Annotated in this window: 16 protein-coding genes and 2 pseudogenes; 10 read left to right on the forward strand and 8 right to left on the reverse strand. The window is 67.0% G+C overall.

The features are described from left to right. Positions 1 to 5: 5 nt before the first annotated feature. Complete coding sequence (locus MBENS4_RS04420) at positions 6 to 2075, reverse strand: S9 family peptidase (RefSeq protein WP_039391729.1); 2070 nt, start codon at positions 2073 to 2075, stop codon at positions 6 to 8. A gap of 51 nt (positions 2076 to 2126) precedes the next feature. On the opposite strand from MBENS4_RS04420, the pseudogene MBENS4_RS04425 reads away from it, so the two are divergent. The 5 genes and pseudogenes from MBENS4_RS04425 (at position 2127) to MBENS4_RS04445 (ending at position 7442) form a co-directional block, all read left to right on the forward strand. Further along, a pseudogene (locus tag MBENS4_RS04425) lies at positions 2127 to 3946 on the forward strand (aminopeptidase P family protein). Positions 3947 to 3997: 51 nt separating this feature from the next. Further along, positions 3998 to 4405, forward strand: a complete 408-nt coding sequence (locus MBENS4_RS04430; protein ID WP_039389043.1) for a cupin domain-containing protein — start codon at positions 3998 to 4000, stop codon at positions 4403 to 4405. A gap of 209 nt (positions 4406 to 4614) precedes the next feature. Continuing rightward, positions 4615 to 5262, forward strand: a complete 648-nt coding sequence (locus MBENS4_RS04435; RefSeq protein WP_039389044.1) for an EF-hand domain-containing protein — start codon at positions 4615 to 4617, stop codon at positions 5260 to 5262. A gap of 27 nt (positions 5263 to 5289) precedes the next feature. Further along, positions 5290 to 6024: a response regulator gene (locus tag MBENS4_RS04440; RefSeq protein WP_039389045.1), complete on the forward strand. Its 735-nt coding sequence runs from the start codon at positions 5290 to 5292 to the stop codon at positions 6022 to 6024. Beyond that, entirely contained in the window at positions 6021 to 7442 is a 1422-nt protein-coding gene (locus MBENS4_RS04445; protein WP_039389047.1) for an ATP-binding protein, read from the forward strand. The genes MBENS4_RS04440 and MBENS4_RS04445 overlap by 4 nt, the downstream gene beginning before the upstream one ends. 170 nt (positions 7443 to 7612) lie before the next feature. Here MBENS4_RS04445 and MBENS4_RS04450 read toward each other — a convergent pair whose 3' ends face one another. Next, positions 7613 to 8008, reverse strand: coding sequence for a hypothetical protein (locus MBENS4_RS04450; protein WP_052321991.1), 396 nt, complete (start codon positions 8006 to 8008; stop codon positions 7613 to 7615). Positions 8009 to 8038: 30 nt separating this feature from the next. Further along, positions 8039 to 9637, reverse strand: a complete 1599-nt coding sequence (locus MBENS4_RS04455) for a helicase HerA-like domain-containing protein (protein WP_039389051.1) — start codon at positions 9635 to 9637, stop codon at positions 8039 to 8041. 197 nt (positions 9638 to 9834) lie between these two features. Here MBENS4_RS04455 and pabB point away from each other — a divergent pair, with 197 nt between their 5' ends. The 4 genes and pseudogenes from pabB to arfB all read left to right on the forward strand — a co-directional run bounded on the left by pabB (position 9835) and on the right by arfB (position 13892). Further along, positions 9835 to 11661 carry an aminodeoxychorismate synthase component I gene (gene pabB, locus MBENS4_RS04460; protein WP_039389053.1) on the forward strand — a complete coding sequence of 609 codons (1827 nt, stop codon included), beginning with the start codon at positions 9835 to 9837 and terminating at the stop codon, positions 11659 to 11661. A 50-nt stretch (positions 11662 to 11711) separates the two neighbouring features. Beyond that, on the forward strand, positions 11712 to 12830 hold the full coding sequence (locus MBENS4_RS04465) for a pyridoxal phosphate-dependent aminotransferase (protein WP_052322321.1): 1119 nt from the start codon (positions 11712 to 11714) through the stop codon (positions 12828 to 12830). Then, positions 12827 to 13479, forward strand: a pseudogene (locus MBENS4_RS04470) (RluA family pseudouridine synthase). Before MBENS4_RS04465 ends, MBENS4_RS04470 begins: the two are co-directional and overlap by 4 nt. Continuing rightward, positions 13476 to 13892, forward strand: a complete 417-nt coding sequence (gene arfB / locus MBENS4_RS04475) for an alternative ribosome rescue aminoacyl-tRNA hydrolase ArfB (RefSeq protein ID WP_039389057.1) — start codon at positions 13476 to 13478, stop codon at positions 13890 to 13892. The pseudogene MBENS4_RS04470 and the gene arfB overlap by 4 nt, the downstream one beginning before the upstream one ends. A gap of 16 nt (positions 13893 to 13908) precedes the next feature. Here the strand turns inward: arfB and MBENS4_RS04480 are convergent, their stop codons facing one another. From MBENS4_RS04480 to dksA, 5 genes are all read right to left on the reverse strand, one after another. Next, positions 13909 to 14139, reverse strand: a complete 231-nt coding sequence (locus MBENS4_RS04480) for a hypothetical protein (protein WP_039389058.1) — start codon at positions 14137 to 14139, stop codon at positions 13909 to 13911. Between the two features lie 4 nt (positions 14140 to 14143). Continuing rightward, a complete protein-coding gene (locus MBENS4_RS04485) occupies positions 14144 to 14533 on the reverse strand; it encodes a DUF4112 domain-containing protein (RefSeq protein WP_039389060.1) in 390 nt (129 codons plus the stop codon). Between the two features lie 72 nt (positions 14534 to 14605). After that, positions 14606 to 16270 (reverse strand): ABC transporter substrate-binding protein, encoded by a 1665-nt coding sequence (locus MBENS4_RS04490; protein ID WP_242404773.1) that lies wholly within the window; start codon positions 16268 to 16270, stop codon positions 14606 to 14608. 71 nt (positions 16271 to 16341) lie between these two features. After that, positions 16342 to 16707, reverse strand: a complete 366-nt coding sequence (locus tag MBENS4_RS04495) for a PilZ domain-containing protein (protein WP_039389062.1) — start codon at positions 16705 to 16707, stop codon at positions 16342 to 16344. Between the two features lie 223 nt (positions 16708 to 16930). Further along, a complete protein-coding gene (gene dksA, locus MBENS4_RS04500) occupies positions 16931 to 17389 on the reverse strand; it encodes an RNA polymerase-binding protein DksA (RefSeq protein ID WP_039389064.1) in 459 nt (152 codons plus the stop codon). Positions 17390 to 17687: 298 nt separating this feature from the next. On the opposite strand from dksA, the gene MBENS4_RS04505 reads away from it, so the two are divergent. After that, the gene (locus MBENS4_RS04505) at positions 17688 to 18038 is read left to right on the forward strand and encodes a hypothetical protein (protein WP_039389066.1); all 351 of its coding nucleotides are present in this window, start codon (positions 17688 to 17690) and stop codon (positions 18036 to 18038) included. Positions 18039 to 18070: the final 32 nt, after the last annotated feature.

Raw genomic sequence — 18070 nt, forward strand, 5'->3', positions numbered from 1 at the left:
CGTACTCAGCCCTCGATGCCCAGTTGCCACAGGATGAAGGCGAACTCCTCGGCGGTTTCCTTCAGGCTCTCGAAGCGGCCCGACTTGCCGCCGTGGCCAGCCCCCATGTTGGTCTTGAGGATCAATTCGTTGGTGTCGGTCTTGAGTTCGCGCAGGCGCGCCACCCACTTGGCCGGTTCCCAATAGGTCACGCGCGGGTCGTTGAGCCCGGCCGTCACCATCAGCGGCGGATAGGCCTGCGCCGCGACGCGGTCGTAGGGGCTGTAGCTTGCGATATGCTCGAAAGCCGCCTTGTCGGTGATGGGATTGCCCCATTCGGGCCACTCGCCCGGAGTGAGCGGCAGCGTCTCGTCCAGCATCGTCGCCAGCACGTCGACGAAGGGAACGTGCGCGACGACCGCGCCCCACAGATCGGGATCGGAGTTGATGACCGCGCCCATCAGTTCGCCGCCCGCCGAGCCGCCCGAGATGCTGATCCTGCCCGCCTGCGTGTAGCCGCGTTCGATCAGGCCCTTCGCGCAGTCGACAAAGTCGGTGAAGGTGTTGGTGCGCCGCTCCAGCTTGCCCGCCTTGTACCAGGCGCGGCCCATGTCATCGCCGCCCCGGATGTGCGCGATGGCAAAGGCAAAGCCGCGATCGACAAGGCTGAGGCGCGAGGTCGAGAAGCCCGGATCGATCGAGATGCCGTAAGCGCCGTAGCCATAGAGATGGAGCGGGCCTGCCCCTTCGCGATCCTTGCGGTAGACGATGGAGACGGGGATCAGGGTGCCGTCACGCGCCGCGATCTCGAGGCGCTCGGTGGCGTAGAGATCCTCGTCGTAGCCCGAGGGGATCTCCTGGACCTTGAGCGTTTCGAGCGTCTTCGCCTTCACGTCGTAGTCCATTACCGAGGCGGGCTTCACCATCGATTCGTAGGAGAGGCGCAGCGTCTCGACGTGCCATTCGGGATTGGTGCCAAGCCCTGCCGAGTAGCTCGCCTCGGGGAAGTCGATGGCCTCGATCCGGTTCGGATCGTCGTAATAGTGGACCGCGATACGGTCGAGCCCGCGCTCGCGCCCCTCGACGACGAAGAAATCACGGAACAGGTCAACGCCGGTAAGGTAGAAGTCGTCCGAGCCTTCGATGAGCGTGTTCCAGGCCGAGGGCGCATCGATCGAGGCGGTGGCGAGGCGGAAGTTCTCGTGCGTGTCGTTGGTGTGGATGAAGAGGACGTCGTTGCGCTCGTCAACGTCGTACTCCACGCCCTTCTCGCGCGCCTTGACGAGGATCTGCGGGCCCAGCGGATCATCGGCGCGCACCAGCCGCGCCTCGCTCGTCTCGTGGTCGCTGGTGCCGATGATGAGCCACTTCTCGTTGGCCGAGAGCGAGGAGCCGACGCGGAAGCCCTCGTCGTCCTCGTGGTAGATCTCGACATCGTCCGAGAGCGGCGTGCCCAGCCAGTGCAGGCGCGCGTTGTCGGTGCGCCACTGCTCGTTCGCCAGCGAGTAGACAAGGCCGGTGTCCTTCGCCACCCAGACCAGCGCGGAGAGCGTACCCGGGATCTCGTCGGCCAGCAGTTCGCCAGTCGCAAGGTCCTTGATGCGCACGGTGAAGCGCTCCGAACCGTTGTCATCGACCGAGTAGGCAAGAAGCTTGCCGTTGGCGCTCACCGAAAGCGCGCCGAGGCGGAAGTATTCCTTGCCCTCGGCCAGTGCCACTTCGTCGAGGATCAGTTCGTCCGCGCCGCCCGAGACGGGCTTGCGCCACCACTTCTTGTACTCCGCGCCGTCCTCGAACTCGATCCAGTACAGGTAGTCGCCGTCCTTCTGCGGCACCGACGTGTCGGCTTCCTTGATGCGCGCGCGCATCTCCTTGAACAGCGCGTCGATGCGCGCCTGGTGCGGGGCCATGCGCGCCTCGAACCAGCGGTTCTCCGCTTCGAGATGGGCGAGCACTTCGGCGTCGGTCACCTCGGGATAACCGGGATCGCGCAGCCAGGCGTAATCGTCCTGGACCGTGATGCCGTGGTGGGTGAAGGAGTGGGGCTTCTTGGCCGCGACGGGGGCCGAAACGGGTGCCTGGGTGGAATCTGCCATCCCCTGCATCTATGTGTGCCCCATGACTCCCGCAAGCCGGACTTGAAAACAATGCTGATGAACACCCATGAATCGCGCCTCGACGCGCTGCGCCAGGAACTGAAGCGCCGCGGCCTCGACGGCTTTGTCGTGCCCATCTGCGATGAGCACATGAGCGAGTACGTGGGCGCCTATGCCCAGCGCCTGCCCTGGCTGACCGGCTTTGCCGGATCGGCGGGCTCGGCCATCGTGCTCACCGATCCCACCCGCACGCCTGCGGCCGCCATGTTCACCGATGGGCGCTACACCATCCAGGTGCGTGAACAGGTCGATGCCCGCTTCTACGCCTACGAGAGCGTGCCCCAGACCAGCCACGCGCAGTGGCTCGCCGAGCACATGCCCGAGGGCGCCGTGATCGGCTACGACGCCTGGCTGCACACCGCACACTGGACGCGCAGCGTCGATACGGCCATCGCCGCGAAAGGCGGCAAGCTCGTCGCCGTCGAGGGCAATCCCATCGACGCGGTGTGGGAAGACCAGCCCGTGCCCTCCCCTGCGCCTGCACTCGTCCACGCCGAGGAATTTGCCGGACAGTCGAGCGAGGCCAAGCGCGCCACACTCGCTGAAGGGCTGGTAAAGCGCGGGCTCGATGCGACCGTCGTCACCGCGCTCGATTCGATTGCCTGGCTGCTCAACATCCGCGGCTCGGACGTCGAGCACACCCCTGTCGCGCTATCCTACGTCATCGCCCACGCCGATGGCACGGCCGACCTCTTCATTGCCGAGGAGAAGGTGACGCCCCAGCTGCGCCAGCACCTGGGCAACGCCGTCTCGATCCTCCCGCGCGACGGCTTTGTGGCGGGCTTGGAATGCCTTGCCGGCAAGCGCGTCGCGCTCGATCCCGACAACGCGGTGGTCGCGATTGCCCATACCCTGAACCACGCAGGCGCCACGGTGATCGAGGCGCGCGACCCGGTCGTCCTGCCCAAGGCGATCAAGAACCCGGTCGAGCAGCAGGCCACCGCGACGCGCAGGAGCGTGACGGTGCCGCGGTCTCGCGCTTCCTCCACTGGCTCTCGCTCGAAGGTCCCAAGGGCGAGGTCACCGAACTGTCGGCCGCGGCCAGACTGCTGGAATTCCGCCAGGAATGCGGTGATCTGCGCGACACCTCGTTCAACACGATCTCGGGTGCAGGCCCCCACGCCGCGCTGCCCCACTATGCCGTGACGGATGAGAGCAACCTGACGCTGGAGCCGAACTCGGTCTTCCTGTGCGATTCGGGTGGGCAGTACCCGGCAGGCACCACCGACATCACCCGCACTGTGTGGATTGGTCCGGGCGAACCGGGCGCGGAGGTGAAGGCGCGCTTCACCCGCGTTCTCAAGGGCCATATCGCGCTTGACCGCGTGCTCTTTCCCAAGGGCACGGCCGGGAGCCAGCTCGATATCCTCGCGCGCCACGCGCTGTGGCAGGCCGGGCTCGACTATGCCCATGGCACCGGGCACGGGGTAGGCAGCTTCCTGGGCGTCCATGAAGGCCCCCAGCGCATCGCCAAGTCGGGCGGCGGCCAACCGGGCACCGAGCAGGCGCTGATGCCGGGAATGATCCTCTCCAACGAGCCGGGCTACTACAAGGCAGGCGAATACGGCATCCGCATCGAGAACCTGGTGCTCGTCGTCCCGCGCGCGATCCCGGGCGCGGAAGGCGAGTTCTACGGCTTCGAAACCCTGACCTTCGCCCCGATCGAGAAACGCCTGGTCGATACGGCCTTGCTGACCGAGGAGGAAAAGGCCTGGTGGAATGCCTACCACGCCCGCGTCAATGAGCTGATCGGCCCGCAACTGGATGGCGCGGCGAAGACCTGGCTGGAGGAGCAGTGCGCGCCGCTCTGAGCGGCCTGCCCCTCCCTCCCGGCAGGTGAGCATTGGGAAAGGGACCTCGTCATGACCCGGCTTGTCCGTGAACTTGGCCGCACGCCCGTTCACCTGGGGCCGGGAGGCCATGCCGAGGCCCTGCCTGCCTATACAGGCACCATGGACTGGTACGCGGCCTATGCACGGCGCACCAAGGCCGATGGGCCGGACGGCCGGCTCGTCGCCCTCCACTGTCTCGATGCCGACTGGGACAGCTGGGAGATGCACCCGTGCGGCGATGAGGTCGTGGTCTGCCTTGCCGGAGAACTGACGTTGATCCGGGAGAGCGCCGAAGGCTCCCATATCTGCGAGGACCTTTGCGCCGGGGACTATGTCATTATCCCCTCCGGGGTCTGGCACACCGCCGATATCGCACGCCTCGCCACCGCCCTTTTCATCACCACGGGGCATGGCACGCAGCACCGCCCCCGTCCCTGAACCTTCCCTCTCTTGCGCCTGCGTGAACGGGTCTGTCAGACCGAGACAATTGGCGACAAAAGACAGGCTGACTGGCAAACTTGCGCGACAAGCGGCCTCTAGAACGGTTATCAGAAAGTCGCGGCAGGGCGGTTGCCCCCTCCCTTCCAGACCCGCCGCGACTTTCGATCCATTCGCATTTGGGAAACCAAAGGAAAGAGAGACCGGACATGACCCCCACGTTCAAGACCACCCGCTTCAAGACTATCGCCCTTGGCCTGACCGCCGCGAGCCTCGCCCTTGGCGGCGCAGCCTACGCGCAGCAGGGCGATGCGCCGCGCGGCCCCCGTCACGCGATGATGGACGCCGACAAGGACGGCATCGTCACCCGCGCCGAGGCGCAGGCCGCGGCCGAGGCGATGTTCACCCGCATGGACGTCAACAAGGACGGCAAGATCGACGCCGCCGACCGTGAGGCGCGCCAGACTGCACGCCGCACCGCCATGTTCGAGAAGCTCGACACCAACGGCGACGGTTCGATCTCGAAGGACGAATTCATGAGCGCCGAACGTGGCCACCGGGGTGATCGTGGAGATCGCGGCCCGCGCGCCGACGGCGAAGGTCGTCACGGCAAGCACCACATTCGCCGCGGTCACCATGGCCCGCGCCACGGCGGCGGCATGATGATGATGCGCATGGCCGACACCAACAAGGACGGCGCGATCACCCGCGAGGAAGCGGTGGCCGCAGCCCTCACGCACTTCGACATGGTCGATGCCAACAAGGATGGACAGATCACCCCCGAAGAGCGCAAGGCGGCGCACGAAAAGATGCGCGCCCAGTTCAAGGCCCGTAAGGCCGAAGGCTCGGCCAAGTAACGAGCGGGCGCGGAACGAAGGATGGATATGAACGACACCGCGCCTGTCCGCCTGCTTCTCGTCGACGACGAAGCGGCCCTGCGTGAACCCCTGGGTGAGTACCTCTCGCGCCAGGGGTTCACCGTCACCCAGGCCAGCAGCGCCGCCGAGGCGCGCACTTTCCTGCGCGACCACAAGGCGGATCTCGTCCTCCTCGACATCATGATGCCGGGCGAGGACGGGCTTTCGTTCTGCCGCCACCTCGTCGAGGCGCAAGATCTGCCCGTGATCTTCCTCACCGCGCGCGGCGAGGCGACCGACCGCATCGTCGGGCTCGAGATCGGCGCGGACGATTATGTCGTCAAACCCTTCGAACCGCGCGAATTGGTCGCCCGCATCCGCTCGGTCCTGCGCCGCGCGGCCCGCGGCGTGCCTGCCGCCCCCGAGAACGAGGCTTTCCTCTTCGAAGGCTGGACGCTCGATCCCCTCAAGCGCCGTCTGACCGACGCGGACGGGGCGGTCGTCGCGATTTCCTCTGTCGAGTTCCGCCTGCTCATGGCCTTCCTGGAGCATCCCCGCCAGGTCCTCGACCGTGATCGCCTGCTCGACATGGTGCAGGGCCGCGAGGCCCACCTCTTCGACCGTGCGGTCGACAACCAGGTCAGCCGCCTGCGCCGCAAGATCGAGGTCGACAGCCGCAATCCGCAGCTGATCCAGACCGTCTGGGGCGGCGGCTACATGCTCGCCGCCGACGTCAAGCGGGTGGCGCTGGAAGACGAATGAAAGCCCTCCTTCCCCGCAGCCTGATGGGGCAGATGCTGCTCGCCGTGGCGGTTGCCCTGCTCTTCGTCCAATCCTTGAGCGCTTTCCTCGTCTACAGCGCCCAGCGCGACAGCTACGAAACCGGCATGCTCAACGTGGCGGCCTTCCGCATCGTCATGGAGACCCGCGGACGCGAAGCGCTGCGCGGTGCCGAGCGCCCCGAAAGCGCTCCATTCGGTGGCCCGCGCCCACGTGGGTTCCCGCTCGAAACCACGAGCACGGCACCGAACCTGAGCAAGGAAGTGCGCGACGGCCATGCCGAGGCCAAGCTGGGACAGATCCTGGGCGAGCAATCGCTCAAGGTGGCCCGGATCGTCATTGTCCACCGCCGTCTCGGCGACGACAGGCGCGCCAGCGAACGCTTCCTGCGCCATGCCCGCCACCACGAGATGCCGCGCGAGCAGATGAATGAGATCCTGGGCAATCACCTGATCGTCGTCGGCGTCCAGCTCGAGGGGCAGGACCAATGGCTCGTCACCCGCGTGCTCTCGCCGCGCGCGATGAACCTGCTGCTCTACCCCCTGATCTTCCAGACGCTGGGCATCTACGCCGTGCTGATGGCGGCGGTGACCTTCATCCTGCGGCGCATGACCCGACCACTCGCAGCCCTCACCCGCCGGGTCGAGGACTTCGCCGTGGCCCGTGATCTGGATGGACAGATCCCCGTGTCGGGCCCCGAGGACATGCAGCGCCTGATCCTCGCCCACAACGCGATGGAAACCCGCATCGTCGACCTGCTCGATGAAAAGGACGTGATGCTGGGCGCCATCGGCCACGACCTCAAGACCCCGCTAGCCGCCCTGCGTGTGCGCATCGAGAGCGTCGAGGACGACATCGAACGTGCGCGCATGGCGACCACCATCGAGGACATCGTGCGCACCCTCGACGACATCCTGTCGCTCGCCCGCGTCGGACGCCCGAGCGACCCGCTCGAACGCACCGAACTCTCCGCCCTCGTCGTCTCGGTGGTCGAGGAGTACGAGGACATGGGCGAGCCGGTAGAGCTGGGCGAAACCTGCCGGATGGCGCTCGAACTGCGCCCTACCTGGCTGCGGCGCGCGCTGCGCAACCTCATCGGCAACGCCCTGCGCTATGGCCACACGGCGCGTGTCTCGCTCGGCAAGGACGGCGGGCAGGCCGTGATCGTGATCGAGGACGACGGGCCGGGCATCCCGGACGATTCCATCGAAAGCATGATGAACCCCTTCACCCGCGGCGACCCCTCGCGCAATTCGGCCACCGGCGGCGCGGGACTGGGCCTCGCGCTTGCCCGCGCGATTGCAGACCAGCACGGCGGATCGCTGACCCTCGCCAACCGGTACGGTGCTGAAGGCCGCGTCGAAGGCCTGACCGCGCGTCTGACCATCCCGATGGGGTAAAGAAGGAAGGGTATCTTCAAGGGGTCATCACCCCTTGGACCCCAGACTCGGCAACCTCACCTTTATCCGCCACCACGGCGCGCGAAAGGTGAGGTCGACAGTTCGGGGAGCCCGAGGGCGATGGCCCTCGGACCTATCTTTCGGCTCATCTTTTCAAGGCCTCCCCCGCTTCAGAGACCGACCATTCCCCCCGTCGTGCAGTCTTCCGGATCGAACGAAGCCACGGCGCGCATCGCCTGCGCAGGTTCGCCGGGCAAGGCGACCTGGAATCCGACCGTGGCCGTCCACGTCCCCTTGTCGTCCGCCTCATCGACCCGGAACTGCCGGAAATCGAGGCCGCGACTGCCGGGAGGCAAGACCGCGCTGATCTGCAAGAGCACGTCGCGCAGGAAGGCGGCGTTGCGGGTCCGGCAGATATCGGCAGGCTCAGGCGCGGAGAGGTCCGCCTTGTCGATTGCGTAGGTGGTCGGCGTTGGCGCAGGCTCCGGCGCATCGGGACTGCACGCACAAAGCGCGAGCGCCAGGAGTGCACCCCCTGCCAAGGTGCCTGCACGACTGATCCACATCCGCATCGCCTTCTCCCGAAACTACGAAACCTAGCGCATCAGCCCGCCAATGAGGTTGCGAGCGAAACGGCCGATGCCCGGGATGCCGATGGCCTTTTCCACCGCCGATCCGAAGGTCCCAGCCGCCGCGCTCGCCGCCGAGGCACCGGGGTTGGCACGGCTGGTCTTGCCCTGCAGCTTCTGGGCCAGGATCGCGCCCGCGCTCGCCGCCGCGGCTCCCGCCGCCGCCTTCGCGGCCTTGCCGCCAAGGCCCTCCCACAGGCTGGGACTGCGGCGTTCGCGGCGTCGCACTTCTTCTTCGCCCTTCTCGGCAACTTCCTGCGCCGTCACCGCCGCATCGGCGGCCTTGGCCGCGAGCACTTCCTCGGCGCTGTCGCGGTCCACCGCCTCGTCGTACTTGCCGGCAAAGGGGCTGACCGACTGGATGATCGCGCGCTCGCGGGCCTCAAGTGGGCCCAGCCTTGAGCGGGGCGGCGCGATGAGCGTGCGCTGCACGACGCCGGGCGCGCCATCCTCGTCCAATGTCGAGACCAGCGCCTCGCCCACCTTGAGCTCGGTGATGGCCGCTTCGACATCGAGGTCGGGGTTGATGCGGAAAGTTTCTGCCGCTGCCCGGATCGCGCGCTTGTCGCGCACCGTGAAGGCGCGCAGCGCGTGCTGGACGCGGTTGCCCAGCTGGCCTGCAATGTCCTCGGGGATGTCCACCGGGTTCTGCGTCACGAAGAACACGCCCACGCCTTTGGAGCGGATCAGGCGCACCACCGTCTCGACCGTATCGAGCAGCGCCTTGGGGGCATCGTCGAAAAGGAGATGCGCCTCGTCGAAGAAGAAGACGAGGCGCGGTTTCTCAGGGTCGCCCACCTCGGGCAGCGCCTCGAACAGTTCGGACAGCAGCCAGAGGAGAAACGTCGCGTAGAGCTTGGGGCTGCGCATCAGCTGATCGGCGGCAAGTACATTGACAAAGCCGCGCCCCTTGTCGTCACACCGCAGGAAATCCTCGATCTCCAGCGCAGGTTCGCCAAAGAACTGGCCCGCCCCCTGCGCCTCCAGCGCGAGGAGCTGGCGCTGGATCGCCCCGACGCTGGCCTTCGTGACGTTGCCATAGCGCGCGGACAACTCCGATGCGTTCTGCGCCGTATAGGCCAGCATCGCCTGCAGGTCGGGGAGATCGAGCAGCAGTAGCCCCTCCTCATCAGCAAAGCGGAAAACGATCTGGAGGACGCCCTCCTGCGTGTCGTTGAGGTCCATCAGCCGGGAGAGCAGCAGCGGTCCCATCTCCGAGATGGTGGTGCGGATCGGGTGCCCCTGCTTGCCATAGATGTCCCAGAACACCGCCGGATTGTCGGCATAGGTATAGTCGGTGATCCCGATCTCGCGCGCGCGGCCTTCCAGCTTGTCGGCGTTCTTGAAGAGCGGGCTCCCTGCCATCGAAATGCCCGACAGGTCGCCCTTCACGTCGGCCAGGAACACCGGGACGCCCTGTGCGGAGAATTGCTCGGCCAGCGTCTGGAGCGTGACCGTCTTGCCCGTGCCGGTCGCGCCCGCAATGAGGCCGTGGCGGTTGGCCCGGTCCAGCCGCAGTTCCTGGCGCTGCCCGTCCCCGCCCAATCCCAGATAGAGTGCGCTCATCGTCCTCGTCTTGCCTTCTTTTTTCCGCTCGCCAGGAATGGCCGGCTACGCAATAGGTGATAGAGGCGAGCCATGCGCGGGGTCGAGAGTGTTTTTGCCGTGGGCAAGTGCCATCAGGCCCGCCGCATCCGGCCTTCCGTGCCATTCCGGGTGTTTCCACCGGACGCATAATTGCTCTAAGGGGCCTGACGAAGACGATGACCGAGCCCTTCATTCTCCTCGACGATGCCCGCACCCATGGTGCCGTGGACGCCCGCCTCTACCGCAGCCCGGTGGAGATCGTGTCCGCGCGCGCGCCTGAGGAGGTGCTGCCCGCCCTTGCCCGGATGGAAGAGCTGTCGCGCGAAGGGCTGCATCTCGCCGGATACATGACCTACGAGGCCGGGCTGGTACTCGAAGCCAGGCTTGAACGCTTCGCAGGCCAGGAGGTCGACGGGCCGCTTCTCTGGTTCGGTGCCTTCACCGCCTACGAAGCGATTGCGCCCGATGCCATGGAGCTGTGGCTCTCGCGTCATGGCGGCAGCGAAGAAGCCTGGATCGGGCCGATGAAGCCGGTGCGCACGCTCGGCGAATACACCCGCGCCTTCGACCGCCTGCAGGAAGCGATCCACGCAGGTGACATCTACCAGGCGAACCTGACGATGCCGCTGGAAGGCCCCTGGCAGGGCGATCCGCTGGGCCTTTACGCCAAGCTGCGCCCGGCCTCCGAAGCGGGCTATGGCGGGGTAATTTTCGACGGACGCGACTGGCATCTCAGCCTCTCGCCCGAACTCTTCTTCCAGATCACCAACGGCACGGTCCACGCCCGCCCCATGAAGGGCACCCGCCCGCGCGGGCGCGACCTCACCGAAGACGCGGCCCTGCGCGCCGAGCTTTCCGCCTCGGCCAAGGACCGTGCCGAGAACCTGATGATCCTCGATCTCATGCGCAACGACCTCAGCCGCGTGACCGAGCCGGGCAGCGTGCGCGTGCCTGCGCCCTTCGCGATCGAGAGCTATCCGACCGTGCACCAGATGGTCTCCTCGATCGAAGCCCGGCTCAAGGCGGACAAGGGTCCGCTCGATCTCCTGCGCGCGCTGTTTCCCTGCGGCTCGATCACCGGCGCGCCCAAGATCCGCGCGATGGAACTGATCGAAGAGGTCGAACAGGGCCCGCGCGGCGTCTATTGCGGGTCTATCGGCCACATCGAACCCACTGGCGATGCCGCGTTCAATGTGGCAATCCGCACGCTGCGCCTGGCACCGAAGAACGCCGGGGCCGGCGCGTTCGGTGGCCGCGCGAGGCTGGGGGTCGGCTCGGCCATCGTTGCGGATTCGCAAAGCCTGCCGGAGTGGCGGGAATGTCTTGTCAAAGGGGGTTTCGTGCGAGGTTCGGGAACGCAAGGATCGGGGAAGGCGCCATCGCCCGCGCGCTTCGACCTGATCGAGACCATGCGCTTCACGCCCGACGAGGGCATCCCGCTCCTCGAGATGCACCTTGAGCGCATGAAGGCGAGCGCGGCGGCGCTAGGCTTCGTGTTCGACCGTCACGCGGTGCGCAACGCAATCCAGGCGCTGTGCTTCGATGCCGCGCAGGCCGCCAAGCTGCGTCTCGTGACCGCCCGCAGCGGCGCCTACGCGCTTGAACTCGCGCCCCTTCCCGAAACGCCGAGCGAACCGCTGGTCGCCGCCGCCGTGCGCATTCCGGTCGACAGTTCGGACTGGCGCCTGGCCCACAAGACCAGCGACCGCGCCTTCTACGAGGCCAGCCTGGCCCTCGCGCGCGAGGCAGGAGCCGGCGAGGCCCTGCTCCTGCGCGACGATGGCCGCGTGACCGAGGGCAGCTTCACCAACATCTTCGTGGAGCGCGGCGACGTGCTCCTGACCCCGCCCGCCACGCTTGGCCTGCTGCCCGGTGTCCTGCGCCGCTCGCTCATTGAAAGCGGCCGGGCGCAGGAGGCCGCCCTCACGCTGGACGATCTGGCGGAAGGCTTCTTCCTCGGCAACGCGGTGCGTGGCCTCTTTCCGGCAAGGCTGCTCGCGTGACCCATCTTTCGACCGCCCTCTCGCGCATCGCGCCCTCGCAGACGACCGCGATGACCGACCGCGCCATCGAACTGCGCGAGGAAGGGCGCGACATCATCTCGCTCTCGGTAGGCGAGCCCGATTTCGACACCCCGCCCCACGTCCTTGCCGCCGCGCACGCCGCGCTCGAGGCCGGGCTCACCAAGTACACGCCGGTCGGCGGCACCTCGCAGTTAAAGCGCGCCGCGGCCCTCCACTTTCGGCGCGATCTGGGCATCGACGTTCCGACCTCGCAGATCACGGTCAGCGCGGGCGGCAAGCAGGCGATTTTCCACGCCCTCCTCGCCACCGTCAGCGAGGGTGAAGAAGTGATCGTGCCCTCTCCCTGGTGGGTCAGCTATCCCGAGATGATCCGCTTCGCCGGGGGCAAGGTCGTGCCGCTGATGACCTCGCCCAAGGACAACTTCCGCTTCTCGCCCGCCGATTTCGAAGCACAGATCGGGCCGCGCACGCAGTGGCTGATGCTCAATTCGCCGGGCAATCCGACCGGTGCATGCTACCCGGCCGAGATGCTGCTGGGCATCGCCGAGGTCCTGCGCCGAAACCCGCGGGTGATGGTCCTCTCCGACGATATCTACGCCCCGCTCAACTACATAGGTGGCGGCCATGCGACGCTCGCCGCACTGTGCCCGGACCTCGCCGATCGCGTGCTGACCATCTCGGGCGTCTCCAAGAGCCACGCGATGACCGGCTTTCGCATTGGTCTGGCCGCAGGTCCCGAATGGCTGATCCGCGCAATGGAGCGGCTCCAGTCGCACTCCTCAGGCAACCCCTGCTCGATCAGTCAGGCTGCGGCCGTCGCCGCGCTGGAAGGCCCGCAGGAGTTCCTGGCTGAGTGGCGCGAGCGCTTCCGCGCCCGGCGCGACCAGGTCGTTGCCGCGATCAACGCGATCCCAGGCCTCTCCACGCCGACGCCCGACGGCGCGTTCTACTGCATGATCGATGCCTCCCCGCTGATGGAGCGTTTCGGTGATGACACCGCGCTCGCACTCCACATTCTCGAACATGGCGTCGCCATCGTTCCGGCCTCGGCCTTTGGTGGAAGGAATGGTTTCCGGATCAGCTTCGCCGCCGACGAGGCCCGGCTCGACGAGGCGCTGCGCCGCATTGCAAAGGCCCTAGCCGCATGAACATCCCCATTCTCTACGAAGACGCCGAAGCGCTCGTCATCGACAAGCCCGCCGGGCTTCCCATCGACCGACCGCGCGCGGGCGGTGCCTGCCTCGAGGACTATCTCGAAGACCTCAAGCTCGGCTTCCAGCGCGCCCCACTTCCCGTCCACCGGCTTGACCAGGACACTTCGGGCTGCCTGCTGCTGGCGCGCAACCCCAAGGCGCTCAAGCGCTTTTCCGCCGCCTTCGAGGAGCGCCTCGTGGAAAAGCGCTACCTCGGCATCGTCGATGGCGTGCTGGAACAGGAGGAAGGCACGATCGCGCTTTCGCTTTCCAAGGTCAGCACCGCCAAGAGCGGCTGGCGCATGATCCCAGCGCGCAAGGGCAAGCCTTCCACCACCCACTGGCGCAAGCTGGCCGAGGTCGATGGCCGCACCCTTGTCGAATTCCGCCCGGAAACCGGCCGCACCCACCAGATCCGCGTGCACGGGCCTCGGGCCTGGGCGCGGCGCTGGTCGGCGATCCGGTCTATGGCAGCCGCAAGGGCGCGCCGCGCACCATGCTGCACGCCGCCGGCCTGCTCGTCCCCCGCCCCACCAAGGACCCGATCGGCGCGATGGCCCCGCTTCCTGCGGACTTTGCCGCCCTCGGTTTCGGAGACGCATGAGCGAGGCCGAAACCGTCATCAACCGCGCGCAGGCGCTCTGCTCGGAAAGCTTCATCGCGGCCTCGGGCCCGGGCGGGCAGAACGTCAACAAGGTGGCGACCGCGGTCCAGCTGAGGCTCAACGTCTACGCGCTGCGGCTCAGCCCGCCGGTCTTTGCGCGTTTCAAGGAACTGGCGGGCAGCCGCCTCACCGCCAGCGGCGAACTCGTCCTCACCGCGCGCCAGTTCCGCACCCAGGAGGCCAACCGCGCCGACGCGCGCGAACGGCTCGCCGACCTCATTGAACGCGCGCACGAGTTGCCCCAGAAGCGGGCCAAGAGCCGCCTCAACCGCGTCGGCAAGACGCAGCGCCTCAAGGGCAAGAAAATTCGCAGCGCGGTAAAGGCCGGGCGCGGCAAGGTGCGCCCCGACTGAAGGGTCCGGACCTTGGCTAGCGCGGTGCAGCCTCGCTCGGCACCGGCGCGGCCATCCCGGATGGCACGAGAGCTTCGCTCGGCACCTGGCGTTCGTCGAGCATTTTCGCAGCGGCATCCAGCGCGCGCGCTTCGCCCACGGTGACGCCCCCCGGCCCCGGCTCGCTGTCGGCCTGTCCGCAACCGGCCAGAACAAGGGCAAGCAGCGCGGCAAGCGGCACGGCAAGCGCGCCCTGTCGCAGGATCATCCCCCTAGCCCTCGATGATCCGGGTGTGCGGATGGTGCTTGTCGAGGTGCTTGAGGATGATCTTCAAGTTTCGGCTGTTCGAGCGGTAAAGGAAATCGAAAAGGTCGCCGGCAAGCGGGATCGCACCGAGCGCGGTGTCGACACCCACATTGGCCATCATCCGCGCGATCTGCCACTTGGGCATGCCCAGCTTGCGCGCTTCCCAGACGATGTAGAGGCCCAGTGCGGCCGCGATCATGTCGCCCGCGACCGGAACCAGCCCGACAATGGCATCGAGCCCGACCTTGCGGTTGATGCCCGGCACCGTCACCGCGCGTTCGAGCACGTACTCCAACGCCTCGACCCGGCGGCGGATCGCCATCGGATCATTGCCGAGCGGAAGCTCCATTTCCATGCGCCGGGGCGAGCCCTGTCCTGTAACCACCTATCTGCCTTTCCTGCGGCCGCCACGTCGCTGCCGTCCCTCTTACTTGGGCAGCCAGGACAAGGGCATCAAGGGGTGCCAGCCCCAGCTGTTGGTCGAGAACCCGTTGACCGTACCGCGCACGAGCGACCAGCGGATCGGGGTCCCGAAGGGAATAAAGACGTTTGCGGCCGTCAGTTCCGCCTCGGCCTCGGAGATCAGCGCCGCGCGTTCCTCGGCCGAGGAGGCCTGCGCCGCCTCATCGACGCGGGCGTCGGCTTCGGGCGAGCACAGGCCCTGGCGCGCGGCGCAGGAGAGGCGGTTGAGGAACCAGGTGGCGCGCGGGTAGCGCGCGACGTCGTCGATGAGCACCAGATCGGCCTCCTTGGCAACCTGCGCGCGGGTCAGACGCACGCTGATGGCGGCCAGGTCCGCAGCCAGCCGGGCAAAGAGGATCTGCGTCCCATCGCCCTCGGGAAGCCAGAGGGACAACTCCGGAGCGTTGTCGAGCGGGGCCGGCGGGGCACCAGCGGCATCACGGCCGCTCGCCCGGGACGGCGCCTCCTCGCCTTCGGCATCAGCCAGCGCGGTGCGCGCCATCCAGGCACGGACCCGCGAGGACGCTACGGCGCGTCGATCTTCGGGCGACTGCTCGCTCCAGCGCTCGCCGATGGTGCCCAAGTCCCCTTCCAGGCTGGGTGAGACGACCCGGGTCGTGGGGCGCCAGCCGCCCACGCCGAAAGGATCGATCAGCGCGGACCGGTCGATGGCCATGGCAATCGCTTCGCGGTTGGCCGGATCAGCGAGGAAGCCCTCCTCGCGCATGACCTGGAGCCCGAACAGGCCCACCACCGGGTCAAGCTGGATCGTACCGCGCAGGATCCCGACGCTGCGGGTCAGCAGGAAGTCCTGGATCCGCCCGCCCAGGACCAGATCGACCTTGCCCGCATTGAAGCGCGCGACGGCCTCCGTGCCAGGCAGGACATGCATGCCCACCATCCGGGTCCGTTCCTCCCAGGCCTCGACGGCGGGGAGGCCCAGCCGGGACGGCTCGATCGGAGCCAGCCGCACAACCGCCTCCTGCTCCGTCCCGTCCTCCGCCGCGTCGCCATCTTCGGCGGCTGCGTTTGCCTCGGGCGCCGCGCGCGGCGCGGCGACGGCGCCCTGGACTTCGTCCTCCAGATCCGTGACAAGCGCCATCGGCCCGGCGCCCTCGTCCTTGTGGACCAGCCCCAGTTCGGGCAGCGCCAGAAGCTGGAGCAGGTAGGGCATCGGCCGCAGGAGCCGGATCTCCACTACGCGCCCGGCCATCACCCGGATCTCTTCAATTCCGGCAAGGTCGCGCTCCAGCGGCGTTCCGCGCAGGTTGCGCAGCGCGGCGAGCAGGGCCGCGCGCGCCGAGGCCCCCGTCAGTTCCTCGCCATCGAGCCATTCGCCATCGCGCAGGCGGAAGATGTAGCTTTGTCCGTCATCGGTGACGATCCAGCGGTCGGCCAGTGCAGGGACAACGCGCCCTTCCGCGTCAAAAGCCACCAGCCCCTCGATCGTTGCCGCGCGGACCAGCCGCGCCGAGGTCGTATCCTCTTCGGCCAGCGGTCCATCCTCGGACGGCAGGTCGACAACGGCGATCTCGAGAGCGGACTTGTCCTGGTCCCCGCAGCCCGCAAGCAGCAAGGCGCAGGACGGCAGGAGAGTGCGAACGAAAAGGCGCAGAGCGGGCATGCCCATCGAGTAGTCGATTTTGGACCTTGCGCAAATGCTTGTGCGCGCAATTCCTGCACCTTGCGGACTGGGCAGGATCAGATCTTGCGCAGGGTCATCCCGCTGGGGCCAGCTTCCTTGTGGTTGCTGAGGTAGCGCGGCGCGACGTCTTCGCCGGGCGTGACCGGCGCACGGGCGCGCTTGGGATCGATCTCGCTGTGGAAGGCAACGCCGAAACGGCTGTCCTGGACCCAGGCCACCGAACCCTCGACCCAGCCAAGATTGCGGATGTTCACCTGGACAATCGATCCGCGCACGACTCGCACCGGGCCCTCGCCCATCATGCCGCCTGCCGAGAGGTTGCGCACCTTGATGCGATGCTCTCCCTCGAGCCCGTCGACGTGCAGATCAGCCATGAGAAACAGGCTGTCGCGCGGTATCTGGCGGTTTTCGCGTTCATCCATAGGTATCAAGTCCAGCCTCTGACTCAGCCGTTCGCCCGGAACCCGGGTCGGCCTTGCCCGTGCGGCCCGACATGACAGGACAGAGGCGCGCGGGCAAGCAGATTGCTTTCCCTGCACTGGTAACCGAGAGTGGCAAACAAAGGCTTAAGGGGCCGATAGCGGCGGCCCCCATAGTCCTTTCAAAGCCGCTTTCGCGCCATGTTCAGGCCGGATCCGGCCGGGCTCAGTCGTCGCGGGAAATCTTTTCCCGGCGCTCATGCGCTTCCTGCGCCTCGACGGTCATCGTCGCGATCGGGCGTGCCTGGAGTCGGCCGATGCCGATAGGCTCGCCCGTCACCTCGCAGTAACCGTATTCGCCTTCCTCGATACGGCGCAGCGCCGCGTCGATCTTGGCGATCAGCTTGCGCTGACGGTCGCGGGTGCGCAGTTCGATGCCCCAATCGGTCTCGCTCGAGGCGCGATCGTTGAGATCGGGTTCACGCAAAGGTCCGTCCTGAAGCTGGGCCAGCGTGCCGGCCGAGGCGTCGAGGATCGATTTCTTCCAGGCCATCAGCAGGTTACGAAAGTACTCCTGCTGCGGTTCGGACATGTAGGATTCGTCGTCGCTCGGTACGTAAGCGCCGCCAATGACCCGCCGTGCCTTGGCGAGTACGTCAATTTCATTTTCTAGGGCCGTTGCCATCCAGAGAAACTCCGCAGGTATCCGCCCCGAATCGCTTCAGCCCTGCTGCTCCGGATTTTTCCGGTAGCGCGTTCGCAATCCGCGGTCGTAGCGGCCTATAGTTCCGCACTATTGTCGGCACAAGCGGTTATCACACGATGCCCACACATTTCCTGAACGGATTTCGTCAGCTGAACATGAACAACGCCACCGCGACTTCGCGCAAACACGGTTAACGCAAACTTCACCAGCACAAACCAGTTTGCAGGCTATCGAAGGGCCCCAAGAATCGGAGCCCGCCACAAAGGGATTTTTCGAGATGGGTACTGCCTGGATCAACGCAAACGATTTCAATGACGCGTCCCCGGTTGCCGCCGAGAACGGCGATCTTCTCATTGCCAATCGCCTCGCCGCCGCTTCGGTCGGCGATACCGAAGCCTATTTCGATCTCGGCGTCGCCTTCTCGACCGGCAGCCATGGCGCTCCCTGCGATCTGGTCGAGGCGCACAAGTGGTTCAACCTCGCCGCCGTCGGCGAACACGAGGATGCCGCACAGTGCCGCGCCGAGGTCGCCGAAGAGATGACCGCACGCGAGATCGCCGAAGCCCAGCGCCGCGCCCGCCAGTGGCTGCGCGCCACCCCGCACGCCGCGCTGCGCAAGGCGGCCTGAGGCCGCCGCCCGCCCCCTAGGGCCTACTCGGG

This window comes from Novosphingobium sp. MBES04 (genome assembly GCF_000813185.1).
Classification (GTDB): domain Bacteria; phylum Pseudomonadota; class Alphaproteobacteria; order Sphingomonadales; family Sphingomonadaceae; genus Novosphingobium; species Novosphingobium decolorationis.